This is a genomic window from Melittangium boletus DSM 14713 (assembly GCF_002305855.1).
GTDB classification, from domain to species: Bacteria; Myxococcota; Myxococcia; order Myxococcales; family Myxococcaceae; genus Cystobacter; species Cystobacter boletus.
Genome location: NZ_CP022163.1, coordinates 4804653 through 4825523, shown reverse-complemented (window position 1 = coordinate 4825523; position 20871 = coordinate 4804653). Strand labels below are relative to the sequence as shown.

The 20871-nt window shown below is 67.4% G+C and carries 16 protein-coding genes; 7 read left to right on the top strand and 9 right to left on the bottom strand.

The window, feature by feature from the left end:
• On the bottom strand, positions 1-1050 hold the full coding sequence (locus MEBOL_RS20465) for a Vgb family protein (RefSeq protein ID WP_095979019.1): 1050 nt from the start codon (positions 1048-1050) through the stop codon (positions 1-3).
• Positions 1051-1093: 43 nt separating this feature from the next.
• A complete protein-coding gene (locus MEBOL_RS20460; RefSeq protein WP_245919955.1) occupies positions 1094-1819 on the bottom strand; it encodes a TVP38/TMEM64 family protein in 726 nt (241 codons plus the stop codon).
• Positions 1820-2074: 255 nt separating this feature from the next.
• On the opposite strand from MEBOL_RS20460, the gene MEBOL_RS20455 reads away from it, so the two are divergent.
• Positions 2075-2824: an alpha/beta hydrolase gene (locus MEBOL_RS20455; RefSeq protein WP_095979017.1), complete on the top strand. Its 750-nt coding sequence runs from the start codon at positions 2075-2077 to the stop codon at positions 2822-2824.
• Positions 2825-2845: 21 nt separating this feature from the next.
• On the opposite strand, the gene MEBOL_RS20450 is transcribed toward MEBOL_RS20455, so the two are convergent.
• Positions 2846-4006: an ATP-grasp domain-containing protein gene (locus MEBOL_RS20450; protein ID WP_095979016.1), complete on the bottom strand. Its 1161-nt coding sequence runs from the start codon at positions 4004-4006 to the stop codon at positions 2846-2848.
• A gap of 214 nt (positions 4007-4220) precedes the next feature.
• Between MEBOL_RS20450 and MEBOL_RS20445 the strand changes: the two genes are divergently transcribed.
• Positions 4221-5822: a hypothetical protein gene (locus MEBOL_RS20445; RefSeq protein WP_095979015.1), complete on the top strand. Its 1602-nt coding sequence runs from the start codon at positions 4221-4223 to the stop codon at positions 5820-5822.
• A gap of 380 nt (positions 5823-6202) precedes the next feature.
• Here MEBOL_RS20445 and ettA read toward each other — a convergent pair whose 3' ends face one another.
• Complete coding sequence (ettA, locus tag MEBOL_RS20440; RefSeq protein ID WP_095979014.1) at positions 6203-7882, bottom strand: energy-dependent translational throttle protein EttA; 1680 nt, start codon at positions 7880-7882, stop codon at positions 6203-6205.
• A 167-nt stretch (positions 7883-8049) separates the two neighbouring features.
• On the opposite strand from ettA, the gene MEBOL_RS20435 reads away from it, so the two are divergent.
• The 3 genes from MEBOL_RS20435 (at position 8050) to MEBOL_RS20425 (ending at position 11449) form a co-directional block, all read left to right on the top strand.
• Complete coding sequence (locus tag MEBOL_RS20435) at positions 8050-9024, top strand: ABC transporter ATP-binding protein (protein ID WP_095979013.1); 975 nt, start codon at positions 8050-8052, stop codon at positions 9022-9024.
• Between the two features lie 11 nt (positions 9025-9035).
• On the top strand, positions 9036-9782 hold the full coding sequence (locus tag MEBOL_RS20430; RefSeq protein WP_245919953.1) for an ABC transporter permease: 747 nt from the start codon (positions 9036-9038) through the stop codon (positions 9780-9782).
• 92 nt (positions 9783-9874) lie between these two features.
• Entirely contained in the window at positions 9875-11449 is a 1575-nt protein-coding gene (locus MEBOL_RS20425; RefSeq protein ID WP_095979011.1) for a serine/threonine protein kinase, read from the top strand.
• On the opposite strand, the gene MEBOL_RS20420 is transcribed toward MEBOL_RS20425, so the two are convergent.
• From MEBOL_RS20420 to MEBOL_RS20405, 4 genes are all read right to left on the bottom strand, one after another.
• Positions 11446-12531, bottom strand: a complete 1086-nt coding sequence (locus MEBOL_RS20420) for an ATP-binding response regulator (protein ID WP_095979010.1) — start codon at positions 12529-12531, stop codon at positions 11446-11448. The two genes, MEBOL_RS20425 and MEBOL_RS20420, sit on opposite strands and share 4 nt — an antisense overlap.
• Complete coding sequence (locus MEBOL_RS20415) at positions 12528-14033, bottom strand: ATPase domain-containing protein (RefSeq protein ID WP_245919951.1); 1506 nt, start codon at positions 14031-14033, stop codon at positions 12528-12530. The genes MEBOL_RS20420 and MEBOL_RS20415 overlap by 4 nt, the downstream gene beginning before the upstream one ends.
• Positions 14034-14087: 54 nt before the next feature.
• Positions 14088-15716 (bottom strand): hybrid sensor histidine kinase/response regulator, encoded by a 1629-nt coding sequence (locus MEBOL_RS20410; RefSeq protein ID WP_095979008.1) that lies wholly within the window; start codon positions 15714-15716, stop codon positions 14088-14090.
• 121 nt (positions 15717-15837) lie between these two features.
• On the bottom strand, positions 15838-16644 hold the full coding sequence (locus tag MEBOL_RS20405; RefSeq protein ID WP_245919949.1) for a carbohydrate-binding protein: 807 nt from the start codon (positions 16642-16644) through the stop codon (positions 15838-15840).
• A 375-nt stretch (positions 16645-17019) separates the two neighbouring features.
• On the opposite strand from MEBOL_RS20405, the gene MEBOL_RS20400 reads away from it, so the two are divergent.
• Positions 17020-17634, top strand: coding sequence for an outer membrane beta-barrel protein (locus MEBOL_RS20400; protein ID WP_157775291.1), 615 nt, complete (start codon positions 17020-17022; stop codon positions 17632-17634).
• A 25-nt stretch (positions 17635-17659) separates the two neighbouring features.
• Here MEBOL_RS20400 and treZ read toward each other — a convergent pair whose 3' ends face one another.
• Complete coding sequence (gene treZ / locus MEBOL_RS20395) at positions 17660-19504, bottom strand: malto-oligosyltrehalose trehalohydrolase (protein ID WP_095979006.1); 1845 nt, start codon at positions 19502-19504, stop codon at positions 17660-17662.
• A 186-nt stretch (positions 19505-19690) separates the two neighbouring features.
• On the opposite strand from treZ, the gene MEBOL_RS20390 reads away from it, so the two are divergent.
• Positions 19691-20833, top strand: a complete 1143-nt coding sequence (locus MEBOL_RS20390) for an AAA family ATPase (protein ID WP_095979005.1) — start codon at positions 19691-19693, stop codon at positions 20831-20833.
• The last annotated feature ends 38 nt before the right edge of the window (positions 20834-20871 follow it).

The window sequence follows — 20871 nt, the reverse complement described above, 5'->3', positions numbered from 1 at the left end:
TCAGTCCGGCAGCAAGGTGAAGGTGATTCCCACGGGGCGCACCAGCCGGGGGTCGGGCGGCACGAAGAGGGCGCCCGCGTTGCCCTCGGAGGGCAGGGGCGCGTTGGTCCGGGCATCGAAGCGCAGCACGGTCCCGGGAGCGCTCGAATCCGGCGTGGAGTCGAAGCCCACCGTGTACAGCCGCCGCTGGGTGCCAATCACCAGGCCCCCCAGGTTGTTCGTCGTGGGCACGGTGCCCGAGTCGTTCGCGGACAGGGTGGCCTCGAGCGCCCCTGTCTCCAGGTCGTACCGGCGGATGTCCTGGGCGACATCGCTGACGAACAGGTCACACGCGCCGATGGCGGTCACGCAATCCGGGCCGAACACCAGCCCCAGCAGACGCACATCGCCCGCCCCCGCCGGAGACGGTTCGGGTTGCTCCACGAAGACCGAGGACTCGCGCGTGCGCAAGTCATAGCGAAGCACCTGGCTGGGCAGGCCCGGGGGGAAGGAGGGCTCGCCGTTGACGGCCACGGAGCCCTCGGTGCTCACGTAGAGCCGGCCATCCGGACCCAGGGCCAGGGCACTGGGGCCATTGAGTCCCCCGGGTTGACCATTGCCCGTGGCGAACACATCCACGAAGGCACCCGTCCGGGCGTTGAAGCGCAGGATTTGATCGCTCCGGAAGCTGCTCACGTACAGCAGCCCATCCGGGCCGAACAGCAGGCCACGGGGCCGAAGCATTCCGTTGCCCGAGGCGAACGTGCCGACGAACAGGCCCGTCTTGCCGTCGTAGCGGAGCACGGCCGAATCCTCCAGGGTGTCTCCACTGGAGACATACAGGAACCCATCCGGGCCGAAGACGAGCGCCTCGGGAGCCACCAGTCCGCCGCTGCCCGAGGGGATGAAGTCTCCGAGAAACGCGCCCGTCTCCTCGTCCAGCCGCACCACGTTGTGGCCACGGGAGTTGCCCACGAGGAGGACGCCGCGCTCGGACCTGGGAGGCGGAAGAGAGCCCTCGCAACCGAGGCCCGACAGACACAACGCGAGGAGGAAGGGGGCGGAGCGCATGGTCCCCACCCTAGATGAAGGGCTGGACTCCCGGGTACGCGGCTCAGACGGCGCCCGCTCCGCGCTGTTGCATCTTGCCCAGAAGGGGGCGGCTCGCGGCGGCGGCTGGACGCCGCGCCTCGGCCTCCTGGGGAGAGCACTCCGCCTCGATCTTCATCTCCCGCGCCAGCCGGCGGCCCAGGAAGACGCCCAGCGCCAGGCTCACCAACAGACCCGCCACGGAGGCGAGCGTCGTCCACGTCTTGCCCTGGCTGAGGGAGCTGCCGAAGGAGGTGGTGAGCAGGGTCCCCGGGATGCTGCCCACGGCGGCGCCCAGCGCGAGCGGCAGGTAGCGAGCCCCCGAGGCGGACGCCGCCGCGAGCATCACGTCTCCGGGAATGACCGAGTTGATGCAGGCGAGGAATCCCACCTGGAAGCCATGGTTGCGAGCCGCGCGCTGGAGCCCGTCGTGCCGATGCCCCGCCAGCCGCTTCATGGGACCCCGGCCGAACCGGCTCGCCAGCAGGTGGATGAGGCCCGTGGCCAGGAGGCTGCCCAGCAGCGAGTAGACGGTGCCCAGCACGGTGCCGAAGAGGATGCCGCCCACGGCCGCGAAGAGCTGGCCCGGCAGCAACACGGCGGGCCGCACGCCCAGCAGGAAGATGAAGGCCAGGGGTGCCCAGTGTCCGAGCGGCCGCAGGTAGCCCGACAACCGTTGCTGGTCCAGGAATTCGGGCCCCAGCAATCGCACCGTCACGAGGATGCCGACGGAAACGCACAGGGGGGCCATGAGCTTCAATCCCAGCTTCAGCTTCCCACTCCGGAGGCGCGCGAGTACGGACATGGCGCAAAGGTGGAGGCCGAGTTCCCCCCTGGCAATTTCGCCGGACTCCAAGCGAACGGCTCCCGAGCGGGCAGCCAGGCCCCTTGCAACACCTGACACTTCGCGCGTGGCGAGCGCGTGACACCCGACGAGAAGTATTGGCCGGGAGCAGGGGCCCATCTATCTTGGAAGTCCCCCTTTTCAGACTGGTGCCCTTCCCGCATGGGTCACGTGCACATCCTTCGCGACTTCTACTCCTCTCAGGAGGGCTTCTCCCGCACCGTGCGCATCTACACGCCGGACGGGTATGACCAGGCCTCCGCCCACCGCTACCCCGTGCTGTACATGCACGACGGGCAGAACATCTTCGCGCACCCCGAATCCGCCCGTTACGACACCTGGTGCGTCAACACCGCCCAGGAGCACCTGGTGGGCTCGGGCCAGCTGGAGCCCTGGCTCATCGTGGGCATCGACTCGGGCCCGGGACGGCTGGACGAGTATTCTCCTTGGAGCCGGGGTGATGCCTACGCGCGCTTCCTCGTGGAAACGCTCAAGCCCTACATCGATCACACCTACCGCACGCGCTCCGAGCCCGAGTGGACGGCCGTCATGGGCTCGTCGCTCGGCGGGTTGATTTCCCTCTACCTGGGCATGCGCTACCCGGACGTGTTCGGCCGCGTGGGCGCGCTGTCTCCCTCGGTGATGTGGAGCGAGTACCGGCTCTTCCAGCACTGGACGGCCCACCCCCGGCGCTGGACGCGCATCTACCTGGACGCGGGCGAGCACGAGTGGATCGACCCGGGCGGCTTCCCCCTGCCCTATGGCCAGGCCACGCGCGACTTCTACCACCACCTCAAGCGGCTCGGGTACGCGGACCACGAGCTGCGGCTGGTGTTGGACCCCCACGGCATCCACCACGAGCAGGACTGGCAGCGGCGCCTGCCCTCGGCGATGCAGTGGCTCTTGAGCTGAGAAAGGCCCGGGTGCGGGTGCTCAGGCGGGCATCTGCACCAGCCGCACCGCCTCGCGCAAGGACTCCAGGTCGTCGTGGCGCGTGAGGTACATCTCGTTGCCCATGGCACTGTGGAAGACGGCGGGCATCTCCTTGTGGAGCAGGAGGGCCCCTCCCAGCTTCCCCACCAGCTCCGCGTGCGAGTAGCGGTAGCGGTGGGTGGCGCGCCGGGCGCTATGACAGACGTGGCGGCGGGCGGTGTATTGAAATCCGCTCACGTCGTCACCGGTGAGCAGGCGGGCCCAGAGCGAGTACACGTCGATGTCGCACGTGTAGTTCATCATGTCCGTCATGAAGGCGCCGGGCGGGCGCAGGTTGGCCTCGAGCACGACGTACTGGCCATCGGACAGACGGAAGAACTCCAGATGGAACCAGCGCTCGCGCAGGCCGAGTGACTCCACGGCCTTGCGGCCCAGCGCCTCGAGCGCGGGAGGAATCTCCTTGAGGCTCCAGAAGGAGATGTCGCGCTGCTCGAGCACCACCTCCATGACGCCATCGCTGTACTCGTGGCTGAGGCGGAAGATGATGTGGCCCTGGCGGTCCACGAGCCCGTCGTAGGTGACGATGGTGCCGCGCACGAAGGCCTGGGCCACGTAGCCCGTGAGCGATTCGGCGAGGGCCGTGTCGACCTCGGCGTCGGAGGAGACCTTGAAGGTGCGCGCGGCGCCCACGCCCACGTCGGGCTTGAGCACGAGCGGATAGCCCACCTCGCGGGCGAAGGCCTTCACCCCGGCGGCGTCGCGCACGGCGATGCTGCTCGGGTGGGGGACGCCGGCCTTCTTGAAGACGTCATGCATGCCGAGCTTGCTGCGCAGGTTGTCGATGTCGACGGGCCGGAGGCCAGGGACATTGAAGTCCTCGCGCAGCCGGGCCTCCACGCCGAGCCAGGTCTCGTTGAGCGAGTCGATGCGGTCGATGCGGCCATGGCGCCAGGAGAAGTAACCGGCGGCGCGCAGGACGGCGTCGTAGTCGTGGAGGTTGGGGGTGAAGAAGTACTCGGAGAGGGCCTTGCGCAGGTCGGCGTGAAGACTATCGAAGGGAGCATCGCCGAGCCCCAGGACGTTGACGCCGCGCGCGCGCAGGGCGTTGATGAAGTGGATGAACTGGGGCGGGAAGTGGGGCGAGATGAAGACGACGTTCATGGGCGGGCTTGGGCGGAGAAGGCGTCGACGCGACACGTCACCCTAGCGCAACCCGGCGCGAGGCTCACGTTTCGGATGGAGGATGGACAGTGGGCACGTCCATGCGGAGACGCGGATTGGCCCCCTGAGCCGTCCTTCTGGGGAAAAAGGCCAAGGGTGGCACACACCATGCTAGGTTCCGAACCTTCTAGTCCAATACGGGGGGATTTGCATCATGAGCGCCCATCTTGAAGATTTGCTGAGTCAAACGCTCCTCTTCTCAGCCAGTCCGACACCGAGGATCGTGCCAGCGTCCTTCTCGTTGACGAGTCTTGTCGGGGGGCGCCCCGATGTCGGCAGCTTCGAGAGCCCTTCCCATCGCAAAATCTGGGAGTACCAGTTGGACGGAGTGGACAGCGTTCGCAACGTCACTGTGAGGCACAGGGAAATGCGCGACATGCGAATGAACGTCTGCCGCGAGATCAAATGGGGCGACGTCAAGGTACTCCACCAGGGGAAGACGTTTTCTCTGCCCTTGACGGAAAAATTCCTGCTTCGAACCTATTTCCTGGCCGAAGGCACGGTCCCTGAATCGGAGGCTGGCTACTGGCAACTTCCCATGAACTTGGACCAGAGTTTCCAGCGACTCTTTGGCTTCGAACTCAAGGCGGGTCAACTCCGGCCGCTGAGTCCTACGGAACTCGATTCACAGCATCTCCTGGCGAAGCCCTCGCTCGTGGCTTTCAATCGAGTGAGAGAGGGTGAGCAGCAGTCCACGCCACTAAGACTCCTGGTCTGCATGGCCTTGGGCTGCGCCAAGGAGCGCAATGATTTCGAGCCTGGAGGTGTGCTGGGAGCAGCGCGCCTGCTCCCTCACATCATGATCGTGGCGAACATGCCCGTGGAGAGCATGGAATCAACGTTACAACTGGCGCGCGACCCCACCACCCTGCACACCCAGATGGACAACGAGGAGATGAGTCCAAGGATCTCTCCAGCGCTGTTCACGGACCGTAACGGTAACCTCACCCCATACCCCACCTGGGACAATCTCTTCGACTACTACTGGATTGACCCTCCTCTTCGCACTGAGATGAAGGTGGTCCGCAGAGACAGACCCCATGCCCGTGAAAAGACAGGATTGATCAATGAGGCCGTAGCAAAGCCTACATCACGAGGAACGGCACATCTCGCGTATAGGGCCAGAACCGTGAAGAAGGTGCCTCGGCAAGGAGAGTTCGACAACATCCACTTCGCGCCCAAGATGAAGTTGCCCGCCTCGGTCCTCCGGAAGGTCCCCAACGACTGGCCAAGGGAGACGACCATGGCTCCGTTCTGCATCCATGACTGCTTTCATATCCACTGGCGATGGGGAGAACCGGGCATCAAATCCACAGTACCCAAGTGGGTCCATGGTTGGTCAAAAAACGCACCACATAGTGTTCCTGGCGCTCCCATGGTTCCACCCAATCAAGATGTGAGCATCACCCTGCTGGATGCCTGCAAATTGGAATACAAGGCGAAGATCCATGCACCCGAGGCAGGACGCTGGCAGATCGTGATGCATCATGGTGCGGCCTATGCGCTTTCCACAGCATATGCGGCGAAAAAGGCGCCGGGCGTCATCGATGCACTGACAACGAGCATGAGAGGAGAAACAGGCAAGGAGGGCAAATGGGCCAACTTCTACTGGCATCTTCGCTACACGCTGTTGGAGCATCCCTTGAGGGCAGTGGATCCCACCAACAAACTGGTGGAGTTTTTGGATGCCCGGGACACCTATGCGGAGCGGCTAGCGTGGGACACTGGCGGCTTCCGGGCGGTGCGAGACCTGTGAAACGTCGCTACGTGCTAGCCATAGTCGCATCCCTGCTCCTGCTGATACTGGATTTCCTATATTACCCATTCCTGCTTTTCGCTGGCGGACTCCAGGTTTTGCATCATATTTTCTATGCACCATTTCTTGGCGGTGAGCGCTTACTGAAATGGACGAAGTATACATTTGGATGGCCCGCCCCCACTGGCCTTGGGACCACATCGGACGAGGATTGGGCACTCGCCCTGCTCCTTCTCAATTGGTGCTGCTACGCCGCCCTGGGCTTCTTCGCCGGACTGAAATTGGGCCGTCTCATTTGGAAGGAGCGGTGACTTGCAAACCACCGCGAACATGACTCGCCCCTCCCCCGGTTCGGGAAGAGGGGCCGGGAAACCACCCGCTCAGCTCTTGGTCAGCGGCCGGTAGCGGATGCGGTGCGGCTCCAGGGCCTCGGGGCCCAGGCGCTTCTTCTTGTCCGCCTCGTAGTCCTCGAAGTTGCCCTCGAAGAAGAACACCCGGCTGTCGCCCTCGAACGCCAGGATGTGCGTGGCGATGCGGTCCAGGAACCAGCGGTCGTGGCTGATGACCACCGCGCAGCCCGCGAAGTTGAGCAGCGCCTCCTCCAGGCTGCGCAGCGTCTCCACGTCCAGGTCGTTGGTGGGCTCGTCGAGCAGGAGCACGTTGCCGCCGCTCTTGAGCATCTTCGCCAGGTGCACGCGGTTGCGCTCACCGCCCGACAGGTCCTTCACCCGCTTCTGCTGATCCTGCCCCTTGAAGGCGAAGCCCGCCAGGTACGCGCGGCTCGGCATCTGTCCCGCCCGGCCCAGGTCCAGGTGGTCCAACCCGCCGCTCACCTCCTCGAAGACGCTCTTGTCCCCGGCGAGCGCGTCGCGGCTCTGGTCCACGTACGCCAGCTTCACCGTGTCGCCAATGCGCAGCTCGCCCGCGTCCGGCTTCTCCACGCCCGTGAGCATCCGGAACAGCGTCGTCTTGCCCGCGCCGTTGGGCCCGATGATGCCCACGATGCCGCCCGGCGGCAGCTTGAAGTTCAGGTCGTCGATGAGCAGCCGGTCCCCGAACGCCTTGCGCAGCCCCTTGGCCTCCACCACCAGCCCGCCGAGCTGCGGCCCGGGCGGAATCGTCACCTCGCCCGTGGGGTCGCGCTTCTCCTGTGACTGGTTGAGCAGTTGCTCGTACGCCGCGATGCGCGCCTTGCTCTTGGCCTGACGGGCCTTCGGCGACGCGCGCACCCACTCCAGTTCCCGCTTGAGCGTCTTCTGCCGCGCGCTCTCGGTCTTCTCCTCCAGCTCCAGGCGCTTCTGCTTCTGCTCCAGCCAGCTCGAGTAGTTGCCCTTCCAGGGCACGCCCTCGCCGCGGTCGAGCTCGAGAATCCACTCGGCCACGTTGTCGAGGAAGTAGCGGTCGTGGGTGATGCAGACGATGGTGCCCTTGTACTCCTTGAGGGCCTGCTCGAGCCACGCCACGCTCTCGGCGTCCAGGTGGTTGGTGGGCTCGTCGAGCAAGAGCAGGTCCGGCTTCTCCAGCAGAATCCGGCAGAGCGCCACGCGGCGCTTCTCGCCACCGGACAGCTTCGTCACGTCCGCGTCCCCGGGCGGCAGGCGCAGCGCGTCCATGGCCATCTCCAGGGTGCGGTCCAGCTCCCAGCCGTTGCTCGCGTCGATGGCGTCCTGGAGCCGTCCCTGCTCGGCGAGCAGCTTCTCCATGGCCGCGTCGTCCATGGGCTCGGCGAACTTGGCGCTCACCTCGTTGAAGCGGTCGAGCAGCACGCGGATGGGCTTGAGGCCCAGTTCCACGTTGCCCTTCACATCCAGTGTGGGGTCGAGCTGCGGCTCCTGGGGCAGGTAGCCCACGCGCGCGCCCGGGTCCGGCTTGGCCACGCCGAAGAACTCCTTGTCCTCGCCCGCCATGATGCGCAGGAGCGTCGACTTACCGGAGCCGTTGGGGCCGATGACGCCGATCTTCGCGCCGGGGAAGAAGGACAGGTAGATGCCCTTGAGGATGTCCTTGCCACCCTTGACCTTGCGCAGGTCCTGCATGGTGAAGATGAAGTTCTGGGCCATCGTGCTTTCTCTCGCTCCTGTGCGACATGGGGTCGGGGACGCAGGGCGGATACTAAGGAGCCACGGCGGGCGCAAGGCGCTCGGCCACGCACTGCCCGGGGTATGACGTCCAGCGTCATCAAAACGATGACCGCGCGTCGGGCGAGGGTGTTAAAGGCGGTTTCACCATGTCCTCCCCTCCCGCGCTGGAGCTGAAAGGTCTCACCAAGACCTACGGCGACAAGCACACGGCCCTGTCCGACGTCAGCCTGAGCATCCGTCCCGGTGAAATCTTCGCCCTCCTGGGCCCCAACGGCGCCGGGAAGACGACGCTCATCGGCTCGGTGTGCGGGCTGGTGAAGAAGACGAGCGGCAAGGTGTTCGTCTTCGGCCAGGACCTGGACGAGGATCCGGTCCGCCCGCGCTACCAGGTGGGGCTCGTGCCGCAGGAGATCAACTTCGACCCCTTCTTCACGGTGGCCGAGTCGCTCTACATCCAGCAGGGCTTCTACGGGCAGCCAAGGGACGAGGCGCGGGTGCGGGAAGTGCTCACCGCGCTCAACCTGCAGGGCAAGGCGAACGCCATCACCCGGGCGCTGTCGGGAGGCATGAAGCGCCGGTTGCTCATCGCCAAGGCGCTGGTGCACAAGCCCAAGCTCGTCTTCCTGGACGAGCCCACCGCGGGCGTGGACGTGGAGTTGCGGCGCGACCTGTGGACGTACGTGCGCAAGCTCGCCGCCGAGGGCACCACCATTGTACTCACCACGCACTACCTGGAAGAGGCCGAGGAGCTGGCCGACCGGGTGGGTGTCATCAACGAGGGGCGGCTGTTGCTCGTGGAGGAGAAGACGCAGTTGCTCAAGCGGCTCGGCGAGAAGCGCCTCCTCGTCCACTTCAGCGCGCCCGTGTCCACGCTGCCCGAAGTCCCGCTCCGGGCGGGCGCCACGCTCTCCGCGGATGGGCACCTGCTCACCTACCCCGAGCGCGAGGGCGGCGTTCCCGGAGGGGACATCCTGCGCACCCTCTATCTGCAGGGACTGCCGGTGGCCACCGTGGAGACGCGCCACTCCCGCCTGGAGGACATCCTCATCGAGATCCTCCGGGGTAGACCCGCCGCCGCCAGCGCCGCCGCCCTCAACTCCTTGCCCCCGGCCACGCCATGAACACGCTTGGGATGAAGACCCTGCTGGTGAAGGAGGTCCGCCGCTTCATGCGCGTGCCGGGCCAGACCGTCCTCTCACCGCTCATCAGCACCTCGCTCTATTTCCTCGTGTTCGGCTACTCGCTCTCCAAGCAGGTACACGAGGTGGAGGGCATGCCGTACCTGGCCTTCATCGTCCCGGGGCTCGTCTTCATGGGCCTGGCCAACAACGCCTTCCTCAACAGCTCCTCCTCGCTGTTCATCACCAAGATTCAAGGCACGGTGGTGGACATGCTGGCGGCGCCCCTGGGCCCCCTGGAGCTGCTGGCGGGCTTCATTGGAGGGGCCATGGTGCGCGGGCTCATGGTGGGCGTGCTCACCTGGGCCGTGGCCAGCTTCTTCACCGGCGTCCACCTGACACACGTCCCCGCGACGTTCGTCTTCCTGCTGCTGTCCTCGTATACGTTCAGCGTGTTGGGAATCCTCGCCGCCGTGTGGGCGGAGAAGTTCGAGCAGGTCAACTTCTTCCCCACCTTCGTGATGACGCCGCTGACCTTCCTGGGCGGTATTTTCTACTCCGTGCGGGAGCTGCCCGCGCCGTGGAACCACCTGAGCCTCTTCAACCCCATGGTCTACATGGTGGAGGGGTTGCGCTACGGCATGCTGGGCCAGAGCGGGTTTCCGCCCCTGCTGGGTGGCGGCATCCTGTTGGCGGTGGCGCTCCTCTCCACCCTCGTGGCTTGGGCGGCGTTGCGCTCCGGATACAAACTCAAGGCCTAGGGCCTATTGGCTGACTGCCCGCCTACTCTGCGGGATGAGGAGTCCCGCGTGCTATTCGCGGATTCTTGGAAGCCGCGTTATCGTGATGCGTCATGTCGGTGTCGCTCGGTAAATACCAACTCCTGAGAAAGATCGCCGCCGGGGGGATGGGACAGATCTTCCTCGCGCTGGAGCGCAACGCGGGCATCGAGCGGCTCGTGGTCCTCAAGCGGGTATTGCCGCACCTGACCCAGGACGAGGACTTCCTGGAGATGTTCCAGGAAGAGGCGCAGCTGGTGGCGGGACTGCGCCATCCCAACCTCATCACCATCCTCGAGTGGACGAAGCTGGAGGACCGGCACTGTCTGGTCATGGAGTACGTCCAGGGCGAGGACGCGCGGCGGCTGGACAAGTTCGCGCGGGCACAGGGCAAGCCCCTGCCGGTGGGGCTGGCGCTGAGGCTCGTGGCGGAGGCCGCCGCGGGACTGCACTACGCGCATCAGGCGTGTGGCCCGCAGGGCCAGCCGCTCAAGCTCGTGCACCGGGACGTGTCACCGCAGAACATCCTGGTGGGCTTCGACGGAGGCGTGAAGGTCATCGACTTCGGCGTGGCCAAGGCGGCGGGAAGCGCCTCGCACACGGCCACCGGGGTGCTCAAGGGCAAGTATCCTTATATGTCGCCGGAGCAGGCCAACGGGCACGCGGTGGACGCGCGCAGCGACCTGTTCGCCCTGGGCGTGGTGTTGTGGGAGTTGCTGACGGGCCGGCGCCTCTTCAAGGGCGAGTCGGACATGATGACGCTGCGGCTGGTGCGCGACTGCCAGGTGCCACCCCCCTCGCAAGTCCACCCCTCGCTGCCCCCCGAGCTGGATGCGCTCGTGCTCAAGGCGCTCGCGCCCACGCCCGCCGAACGCTATCCGGACTGCGGCGCCTTCCGGCTGGCCATCGAGGACTTCCTGCTGCAACACCGGATGCCCGCCAGCAACGCGCACCTGTCCGCGTGGCTGCACGAGCTGTACGCCGAGCGCATCGCCCACGAGGCCAACCCCGCCCACCTGGACCAGCTCGCCGAGGACAGCGACCTGGACTCCCAATCCAACTCCTCGCGCAGCACGACCCAGCGCTCGCAATCGCAATCGGCCGCGCCCGCGGTGAGCACCACACCGCCACGGCCCGCCCCGGAGCCACGCACCCAGCACACGCGCAGCGTGCAGGAGGATGTTTCCCGGAGGCGTCCGCCCGTGAGCCGGGTGGCCACGGGCCTGGGCCTGCTCCTCATGCTCGCCGGCGCCGCGGTCATCCTCCTGCGCCAGCACCCCCCGGAGGCAGCGCCCACGCCCGTCCCCGTGGCCGTCTCCGAGCCCGTTTCCACGCCGCCTCCCCCGCCAGAGCCCGAGCCCCGCGCCGTCATCCTGAAGGTGCGCTCGGAGCCACCGGGAGCCCGGGTGGAAGTGGATGGACGGCTCTCCGGACAGACGCCCCTGGACATGCCGCTCGCCGCGAATGCGCCTCCGGTGACGCTGGCCCTGCGGCTCGAGGGCTACGAGCCGGCATCGCGGCGGGTGTCTCCCGAGGACGCGCCCGAGGTGTCCGTGCGGCTGCACCCCAAGCCCGCGGCGCAGAAACCGCCACGCCGCGGAGTCTCCTCTCCGCCCCCGCCCGCGCTCGACATCAAGATGGGCCGCTAGGAACGCACCTGGCGCCCTAACGGGAGCCGGAGGCTGAACGTGGACCCCTCGCCCAGGTTGGACCTGGCGCTGAGCGAGCCCCCATGCAGCCGCGCGAGCGCCGAGGCGATGTACAGCCCCAACCCGTGCCCCCCGCCCTCGGAGCCCGCCGCGCGGTGGAAGCGCTCGAAGATGTGAGGCACCTCCGCCGCGGGAATGCCCCGGCCCCAATCCCGCACCTCGATGACGGCCAGCCCCGGGTTGAGCGTCAGCAACACCTCCACGCGCCGCGCCTCCCCCCCGTACTTCACCGCGTTGGACAGCAGGTTGTCGAGGATGTAGCGCACCCGCTCCGCGTCGAAGGACAGCTCCAGCCGATCTCCCGCGCCCTTCAACATGAAGTCCACCTGGGGCTGCGACTCTCCCCACTCCCGCACCACATCCCGCAGGAACGCCGTGAGGTCCTCGAACCGAGGACTCAACACCATCTTCCCCTCGGACAGCCGGGCCGCGTCGAGGATGGAGGAGATGAGGGCGTTCATCCGATCGAGTTGCACCAGGATGGCCTCGGAATGCCTCCGCTCATCGGAGGAGGCGTGGGTCTCCTGCTTGCGCAGCAACATCTGGGCGTTGAGCCGCGCGGAGCTCAGGGGTGTCTTGATCTCATGCGCCACCCAGTTGAGCATCTCCTCGCGCATGGAGGCGCCCAAGGCGTCCGGCGAGGGCCCGGCGGGCACGGACGGTTCCGACGCGGGACTCTCGCGCAGCATCCGGAGCACGGCGGACTCGAAGGTGTCCAGGTCCACGGGCTTGGACAGGAAGGCATCGGCCTCCTCCAGCCCCTGGGGATGCGCGGCGCTCAACAACAGGAAGGGCACCTCGCGCAGCCGCTCGTCGGCGCGCATCGCGCGCAACAACTCCATGCCCGTGCGCCGGGGCATCATGTGGTCGCTCACCACCAGATCCGGCCGCTCCGTGCGCGCCAGCAACAGGGCCTCCTCCCCATTGTGGGCCCTCAGGACACGATGGCCCAGGTCCTCCAACACCTGGCCGAAGATGTCGAGCATCGCCTCTTCGTCTTCCGCGATGAGGATGAGGCTCACTGCTCCTCCCCACCGATGCTGGTGCCCAGCGGACGGGCCTGCCCGGTGAGCAACCCCACGGCCGAGCGCAAGGGGGCCAGCACGCGAATACCCGAATCGTTGATCTCGAACTCGCGCAGGTTCCCGTCGTACTTGCTGTCGCGCATCTTGAGGATGGACAGGATGCGGTGGATGCGGCCGCGCAGTTCCACGTACCGCAGGAGAAGCACGTTCTCGGCGAGCAGCGCGATGGGCGTGTCGCTGAAGTCCAGTTCCGCGCCGGAGATCTTCGAGACTTCCTTGGTGAAGAGGGCCGTCACCCCCCGGCTCCGAAGATGGGCGCTGAACGAGGCCAGGAAGATGCGCCGCCGCTCCAGGTCCTGCACCGACAGCTCCAACTCCGTCAGCCCATCCACCACGAGCCGCTGGGCGCCCAACCGGTCGACTTCGCCAAGAACGCGGTAGACGATGGCGTCCGCTTCCTGCTCGGAAGGAGGCAGGTGGAGCATCGTCAACGCGCCGCTCTTCAGCGCACCGCTCACGTCCAGACCCACGCGCCGGGCCCGCTCGAACAGCACGGCGGGAGGCTCGAAGAAGGAGGCGAACAGCGTCTTCTCGCCCCGGCGCGCCCCCTCCGCGACGAAATGCGTGGCCAGCAGCGTCTTGCCAATGCCGATGCTTCCCGCGAGCAGGGTGGTGCTGGTCGAGGGAAGACCACCCTCCATCAGCGCATCGAGTTCGGGCAGACCAAAACCCGCCCGGTGCGGCGGAGGGAGGAAGTCCGGCTCGGGCAATGCCTGGACCTCGAGCCTTGGGATGATCAACACCCCCCCGGCGTCGATCCGCAGCAGGTGCTCACCGGTCAGGTGGGGTTGGCCTCGCAGCTTGATGACCTCCAAGCGGCGCAGGCGGCGGCCCCCCCGGCGCTGGACCCCCACCGCGAGGATGCCGTCCACCGTCGTCGCCTCGGGCAGCGCCATCAGCTTGTCGAGCCCATACTCGGTGGTGAACAGCCCGATGCAGTCCATCGCGGCCAGTCCAATGCCCAGCTCGTACAGGAACTCGCGCAGCATCGCCTCGTCCTGCCACAGGTCGCGGATGGAGCGCAGCCCGTCGATGAAGAGCAGCTTCGCGCCCCGCTCGCGCACGGTGCGCAGCAGGACGTCCCGCGCTTCCTTGGCGCCCTTCTTCAGCGAGGCGTAGGCACTCACCAGGAAGAACGCACCGCCCAGCAATTCCCGCTTGAAGAAGGAGAAGCCGGAGAGCGACTGCACCAGCTTGTCATGAGGCTCGGAGGTGACGGTGACCACCACCGCGGGGGCACCTCGCGCGGCGGCGTGGAAGGCGATCTGACTGCACAGGATGGTCTTTCCGCAGCCTGGCTCCCCCGTGACGATGATGGACTGACGCGCGGGAATACCGCCGCCAAGAACCCTGTCCAGGTTGGGAATGCCGGTCTCGAAGACCCGCGGGGAAGTATCGCGGTCCATCATCCAGTTGGCCCTCGGGCGAAGGAACCACATGGTTCCCTGGGGCTCCTAACACGGAACCTCCCGGGGTCCATTCGCAGTTGGAACTCAAACGCGCCGGGGCGGGGCCCGTGCCACCAACGCTCGGATGACATCTGCCTCGAAGGGCTTGTCGATGCGGGGCGTGGGAATTCTCTTGAGGAAGTCACGTGCGCTGTCGGTGAAGCTCCCGCCGGTCATATAGACGAAGCGCGAGAGCAGTTCCGCGTGGGTCGGCGCCAGTCGGGCGTGCAGTTCCATACCCGACACATCCACCATCATCAGATCGCAGAAGACGAGGTCGAAGCCGTCGTCCCGGCCCAGGAGCGAGAGCGCCTCGCGTCCACTGTGCAACACCACCACCTCGTGCATGCGGCCCAGGATGCGCCGCAGCACCGCGCCAATGGCGGGTTCGTCATCGATGACCAGCACGCGTTTGCGCGCCTGCACGTCCGCCACCGTCCGCGCGGGCTCCAGCACGGCCGAGGTCTCGTCCTCGCACGCCGACAGGGACACCCGGAAGACACTGCCGCGCCCCGGCTCGCTCTCGGCCTCCAGCTCCCCCTTCATCGAGCGCACGATGCCAAGACAGATGGACAAGCCCAGGCCCAGGCCCTCGCCCTGCGCCTTCGTGGTGAAGAAGGGCTCGAAGACGCGGGAAAGCACCTCGGGAGACATGCCCATGCCGGTGTCGCGCACCTCCACCACCACTTGCTCCCCCTCGCGCCGCGACACCAGGGTGATGCAATGGTCCGCCGCATGTCCCTCGGGAATGGCCTGGGCCGCGTTGACGATCAGGTTGAGGAACACCTGGCCGAGCTTCGCCTCGTTGGCGTACACCCGGGGTACCTCGCCGTAGCGCCGCTCCACGCGCGCCCGGTGGCGCACCTGGGTCATGGCCAGCGACACGCTGAACTCCAGCGCCGCGTGCACGTCCACGGGTCCCAGGCGGGACTCATCCGAGCGCGCCAGCGTGCGCAGATCCTTCACGATGGTGCGGATGCGTTCCGCGCCCCGGCGCGCGTCCTCCAGCGCCAGCATCGGCTCGCGCAGCCGCTCCGCCACGGAGGGCTCCACGTCGCGCGCCACGAGGGTCAGTTGTTCGAGCGCCACGTGCAGGTTGCCCGCGACGAAGGCCAGCGGGTTGTTGATTTCATGCCCCACGCCGGCCGCGAGCTGCCCCGCGATGGACAGCTTCTCCGTGCGCATGAGCTGTTCCCGGGCCGAGTCCAGCTCGCCCTCCCGCCGCCGCGCGAGCGCCTCCGCCTCCAGGCGTCCCTGCTTGTTCGGGGAGATGTCCTGGTAGCGCGCCACCAGACCGTCCTGGAAGCGGTGGAGGGAAAGGCGCAGCCATCGCGCGTTCCCCTCCGCCCACAGCTCCAGCACACAAGACTGCCCCGTCTCCACCACCTGGCGGAACACGGCGAAATGCGCCTGGGTGCGCGTGGAAACCGAGCGGTCCAGGAACCGCAGGCCCAGGCGCGCACCGCAGAGCTGGTCCGTCATGCGCTCCGCGGTAGCGTTGAGGAACACCCACTCGAAGTCGACGAGGGCACCGGCCTCGTCCCGGATGGAGCGCAGCACCAGGCAGCCGTCCGGACTCGAGCGCTCCACCTCCGCCAGGGCGCTCAGCAACGCGTCTCCATGCGCCTCCGGGCGCGAGGCGGAGGGGGTGCTGACATCATTTCCGGCGGACATGGAAAAACCTCGATAAGCGTGTCCCCCCGATAGACGCCCCTAGCCTATCGCCGCGCACCGGGGGAAAGCGAGGCGCCACACTCCAAGCGCCCCATGTTTCACCTCTGGTGGGAGGAAGCGACTATTCGGCGATTTCCCGCACACTCAGCCACTTGAAGTCCACGTCCGAGGTGCTGTCCCAGCGGAAGGTGGCGATGGGCCCCCCCCAGAGCAGGGGCATGCCGTTCACGGCGCCACCGCAGTGCCGGGTGTCACCGCCCATCTGGCCGGAGTCCGTGTAGTCATAGACCTTCTTCCAGGTGACCTTGTCCGCGTTCTCGTTGAGCCACAGCTCCAGCTTCACCGCGGGCCGACCGTTGGCCGTCGTGTTGCGCATGATGGACTTGAAGCCCACCCAGCGGCCCTTGAGCGACGAGGTGCCCGGCTTGTAGGCCGTCTGCTCATAGCTCACGTGCCAGGCCTCCTTCTGCCAGCGCACGCGGCCGTCGTAGTGGAGGCTGCCCTTGTACGAGGAGCCCTCGCAGGCGAGCGAGTCGTTGTGCCGGCCACCCCGCGCGTACCACGCGAAGTTGTCGCTCATGTCCTTGGCGGCGTTCACCTTGACGAAGCCCGTCATCTCCACGTTCTTCCAGTCATTGGCCGCCTGCATGTAGCCACGGCTCGTGAGCACGTCCGGGTCATACGTGGGGATGCGCTTGGAGTCGTAACCGGTGGAGGTGAAGACCGACAGGCGCACCTTGTCGCTCTTCATCTTCCAGGAGCCATCCGGGTTGCGGGTGATGGTGTCCTGCGGATCGAAACGCTTGTCGCGCAGGGCGTCGTCGGCGAGGGACCACGTCTCGCCACCGGGCCTGGTGGGGTAGACCTGGGTGATGCCGAACACGTCCTTGTCCGCCGCGGCCAGGGCGGGACCCGCGGCGAGGGTCACGAGGGAAACGACACCCAGGGCGGACACACGTCCGCGACGAGAAGAGAAAAGCTTCACTCTGTGGAGTCCTCGGGGGGGGAAGGAGGAAGCCGCTCCACCGGGGGTCACTCCACCGAGGCGCCTGCTTCCAGTTGTGGGGTTGGCATTCGAAACAAGGAATTGAATAGACAATTCCCCGGGCACGGCCCCCCGCACGCATGCCTCCCCATGTGTGTGTTTGAGATACGGAGCGATTGAAGGAGGCGGCGCGCTGGCCGCCTGGTGTGGGCCGTGGCGGGGAGTGTGGGAAGGCGGGGACGCTTTCCGTCAACAGGGGACGCCCCCATCGTTGAACGGACCCCCTCCCAGAGTGGAGGGATGACGGGAGAAGACTCAATGAGAGCAAAAAAGAAGAGCTGGAGCATCGGCGCCATCGCGGTGGCGGGTCTGCTGGCCGTGCCCGCCCTGGCGCAGGAGCGAGGAGAGGCGCGCGTCTTCAATCCGGACCGGACGGGACGAAACCTGTCCCGGGACCTGAGCGTGGGCGTGGGAGCGGGCGTGAATGCCTTCACCGGCAACCTCGGCCGGGCCACGGACACGGGAGGCTACCTGGGCATCCAGGCGGATGCCCGGCCCTCATCCATCATCGGCTTGGAGCTCGGCTACGAGGGCTCGCGCAACAACTTCACGAACCTCTCGGGCGGCTTGTGGCGGCACAACGTGGGCGCGCTCGCCAAGGTGGGGCCCGAACTGGGACGCAACCACAACCTGCGGCCCTTCGTGGGAGCGGGCGTGGGCATGAGCGTCATCAACCCCAGCGGCGGCGGAGAGTTGCTCTACAACAACGACTTCGTCGGGGAGGTGCCCCTGGCGGTGGGCATTGACTACAACATCGGGAACGTCCGGGCCGGCGCGCGCGCCACCTACCGCCTGGTGGGCGGCCAGGACCAGGGCGCCCTCCAAACGGGTGACATCGCCAACGTCGGCTTGCAGGTGGGCGGCGCGTTCTGAGGCCGCCCCCCCCTCACTCACGGCGTCACTTCGTCAGCCGGACCACCACGGCCGACGGGCCGTCGAGCGCCAGCACCCCGGCACGCAGCGGCGACTTCTCGTCCGCGCCGCCGAAGCGAACCGCTTCGCTCCAGAGGACGAGGCGGGCCGTCTCTGGCAACGGGTACTCCAGGCGTCCCTTCACCGCGACGATGACCTGGAACGAGTCCTCCGGACCCTGGCGCTCGAGCACCAGTCCGTTGTCCCCCAGGGGCCGCGCATCGTAGGTGCCGCGGCCCCTCGGCTGGAGCGAGGGCTCGGTGGAGCGCAGGTGCAGCAGCTCGCGGTACAGGGCGAGCACCCCCGCGTGCTCCGGCTTGTCCGCCTCGCTCCAGTCGAGCTTCGAGCGGGTGAAGGTCTCCCGGGCCTGGGGATCCGGCACCGTGTCACCGGAGAACTTCGAGAAGCCCGCGAACTCCTTGCGCCGTCCCTCCGTCACCAGCTTGCCCAGCTCGGCGTTGTGGTCCGTGAAGTAGATGAAGGGCGTGCTCGCGTTCCACTCCTGGCCCTGGAAGAGCAGCGGCGTGTACGGCGAGAGCAGGAGCAGCGTGCTCATGGCGCGGTAGGCCGCCGGAGACACGTCCGCGCCCAGGCGCTCACCCTGTGCCCGGTTGCCAATCTGATCGTGATTCTGGATGCAGTGCACGAAGTGCCACGGCTCCAGGGAGGACGCGGGCGTGCCCCGGGGCTTCTTGTGCACCTGGGAGGTCTGACCCTCGTAGAACCAGCCCTGGCGCAGCGTGCGCGCGATGTCCGCCACGCTCCCGGTGTAGTCGGCGTAGTAGCCCTCGCTGTCCCCGGCGAAGGCCCGGCGCAGTTGGTGGTGGAAGTCATCCGCCCAGACACCCTCCAGCGCATGTCCGCCCTTGTCCGGGGAGGCCACCAGCCGCGTGTCGTTGCGATCATCCTCGGCGATGATGACCACGCTCCGGCCCTCGGCCGCGGCCCGGGCGCGCTCGGGAATCTGGGTGAGCAGGTGCGGCTTGCTGTCGTCGATGATGGCGTGGGCCGCGTCCAGGCGCAGGCCGTCCGCGTGGTAGTCGCGGATCCACATCTCCACGTTGGAGAGCACCAGCTCGCGCACCACCGCGGAGCCCTCGCCGTCGTAGTTGATGGCCTCGCCCCAGGGCGTGTGGTGCTTGCCGGTGAAGTAGTGCGGCGAGTAGCAGCGCAGGTAGTTCCCGTCCGGTCCGAAGTGGTTGTAGACGGCGTCGATGAGCACCGCGAGCCCCCGCGCGTGGGCCGCGTCGACGAGGCGCCGCAGGCCCTCGGGGCCGCCATACACGGCCGGAGGGGCGAAGAGCGCCACGCCGTCATAGCCCCAGTTGCGCGTGCCCGGCCAGCTCGCCAGCGGCAACAGCTCCAGCGTGGTGACGCCCAGCGCCTTGAGGGTGTCCAGCTGGGGAATCAGCGCGTCGAAGGTGCCCTCGGGCGTGGCCGTGCCCACGTGCACCTCATAGATGACCTGGGCCTTGGGATCCGCGCCCTTCCATCCGGCGTCCGTCCACGCGAAGTCCGGCACCACCACCTCGGACGGGCCATGCACGCCCTCCGGCTGGGATCGGCTCCAGGGGTCCGGAAAGGGGCCCTCGCCATCCACGCGCAGCTTGTAGCGCACGCCCGCGCCCTGGCCCGCGAGCGTGGCGGTGAAGAAGCCCCCGCCCTCGTCGCGCAGGGGCAGCACATCGCCTGGCTGCCCATCCTGTCCGTGTAACACCACCTCGACCTGTCGGTGCGACGGAGCCCAGACCCGCCACCGCACCCCCACGCCCTCCTCCACCCACGCACCCAATCGAGCCACCTGGCCTCGCGTCTTCACGGCTTGTTCCATGGCGCCCTACTTATCCACCCTCACCCCGCGTGGGAGGCGCCGATCCATCCGCGCGCGGGGCAGATGTTCACCAGTCACCCCCGAAACCCCAGTGAATGCCCCCTCCGAGAGCGGCCGGGCACTGACGCCGGAAGCAGGCGGCGCTTGTCGCCCGAGGCTCGGTGCCGGAAAGATGCCCACCACTTCATGAGCCCACGTCCCGACCACCTGCACTCCCTTCCCTTCGAGCCCAGTGAATCCGTTCGCGAGCGCGTCGCCGCCCTGGAGGTGCTCTCGCCCCGGCAGATCGATCAACGGCTCACCGAGCTGGGCTACCGGGGGCAGCGGGAGGCGAGGCGCGCGGCGTCGGTGCTGGCCTACCGCCACGTGCAGCGGCTGCGGCGCATCCACCTGGAAGGACTCGCGCCCGAGCCCGGCGCCCGCGAGAACTGCCTGTTCCTGGGCCCCACCGGCAGCGGCAAGACGTTCCTCGTGGAGTTGCTCTTCCGGGAGGTGCTGGGCGTGCCCACCGTCATCGTGGACGCCACGCAGTTCTCCGAGACGGGCTACGTGGGCGATGACGTGAGGACCATGCTCTCGCGGCTGTACGAGGCGGCGGATGGGGACGTGGCGTGGGCGTCCTGCGGCGCCATCTGCATGGACGAGTTCGACAAGCTCGCCACCAGCCGCTCGGACGCGAGATTCGCGGGACAGCAGACCACCAAGGACGTGAGCGGCTTCGGCGTCCAGCGCAGTCTGCTCAACCTGCTGAGCGCGGCGCGGGCGGACTTTCCCCCGGACTTCGGCTTCACCAGCCGCACGCCGCCCCTGCCGCTGGAGCTCTCGGCGATCACCTTCATCGCGTGCGGGGCGTTCAGCGGCCTCAAGGGCACTGCGGAGGAGACGGGGGGCACGCGCGAGCGGCTGGGCTTTGGCCGCGACGTGCGCAAGCGCGAGGTGGCCATCGCGGAGCAGGTGACGGAGGAGCAGATCGAGCAGACGGCGGCCTTCGCGCGCTACGGCTTCATTCCGGAGCTGATTGGCCGCTTCAGCCGCATCGTCTCCTTCTCGCCGCTGGACGCGGCCACGCTGGGCAACATCCTCGAGGACAACGTGCTGCGCGGCTACGAGCGCGAGTTCTCCCTCGAGGGGCTGGAGCTGGTGGTGGAGCCCTCGGTGCGCGAGTGGGTGGTGGCCCGGGCGCTCAAGCGCGAGACGGGCGCCCGCGGGCTTCGCGCCGCCCTGGTGCCCCAACTGGAGCGCGTGGCCTACGAGCACTTCGGCGAGCCCGAGGTCTCCACGGTGCGCCTGGTGCTCGACGGCGAGCAGGTGCGCGCCGTCACCGGCTGAGGGGCGCTCTCGCGGCGGGAAGTCCGTCCTGAGTCAGG

Excerpts from the sequence above, each read along its gene's own strand:
- MEBOL_RS20450 (WP_095979016.1), bottom strand. The coding sequence starts at position 4,006 with ATGAACGTCGTCTTCATCTCGCCCCACTTCCCGCCCCAGTTCATCCAC.
- MEBOL_RS20445 (WP_095979015.1), top strand. The coding sequence starts at position 4,221 with ATGAGCGCCCATCTTGAAGATTTGCTGAGTCAAACGCTCCTCTTCTCA.
- MEBOL_RS20390 (WP_095979005.1), top strand. The coding sequence starts at position 19,691 with ATGAGCCCACGTCCCGACCACCTGCACTCCCTTCCCTTCGAGCCCAGT.
- MEBOL_RS20400 (WP_157775291.1), top strand. The coding sequence starts at position 17,020 with ATGAGAGCAAAAAAGAAGAGCTGGAGCATCGGCGCCATCGCGGTGGCG.
- treZ (WP_095979006.1), bottom strand. The coding sequence starts at position 19,504 with ATGGAACAAGCCGTGAAGACGCGAGGCCAGGTGGCTCGATTGGGTGCG.
- MEBOL_RS20425 (WP_095979011.1), top strand. The coding sequence starts at position 9,875 with ATGTCGGTGTCGCTCGGTAAATACCAACTCCTGAGAAAGATCGCCGCC.
- MEBOL_RS20455 (WP_095979017.1), top strand. The coding sequence starts at position 2,075 with ATGGGTCACGTGCACATCCTTCGCGACTTCTACTCCTCTCAGGAGGGC.
- MEBOL_RS20435 (WP_095979013.1), top strand. The coding sequence starts at position 8,050 with ATGTCCTCCCCTCCCGCGCTGGAGCTGAAAGGTCTCACCAAGACCTAC.
- ettA (WP_095979014.1), bottom strand. The coding sequence starts at position 7,882 with ATGGCCCAGAACTTCATCTTCACCATGCAGGACCTGCGCAAGGTCAAG.
- MEBOL_RS20430 (WP_245919953.1), top strand. The coding sequence starts at position 9,036 with ATGAAGACCCTGCTGGTGAAGGAGGTCCGCCGCTTCATGCGCGTGCCG.
- MEBOL_RS20415 (WP_245919951.1), bottom strand. The coding sequence starts at position 14,033 with ATGTGGTTCCTTCGCCCGAGGGCCAACTGGATGATGGACCGCGATACT.
- MEBOL_RS20465 (WP_095979019.1), bottom strand. The coding sequence starts at position 1,050 with ATGCGCTCCGCCCCCTTCCTCCTCGCGTTGTGTCTGTCGGGCCTCGGT.
- MEBOL_RS20460 (WP_245919955.1), bottom strand. The coding sequence starts at position 1,819 with ATGGCCCCCCTGTGCGTTTCCGTCGGCATCCTCGTGACGGTGCGATTG.
- MEBOL_RS20410 (WP_095979008.1), bottom strand. The coding sequence starts at position 15,716 with ATGTCCGCCGGAAATGATGTCAGCACCCCCTCCGCCTCGCGCCCGGAG.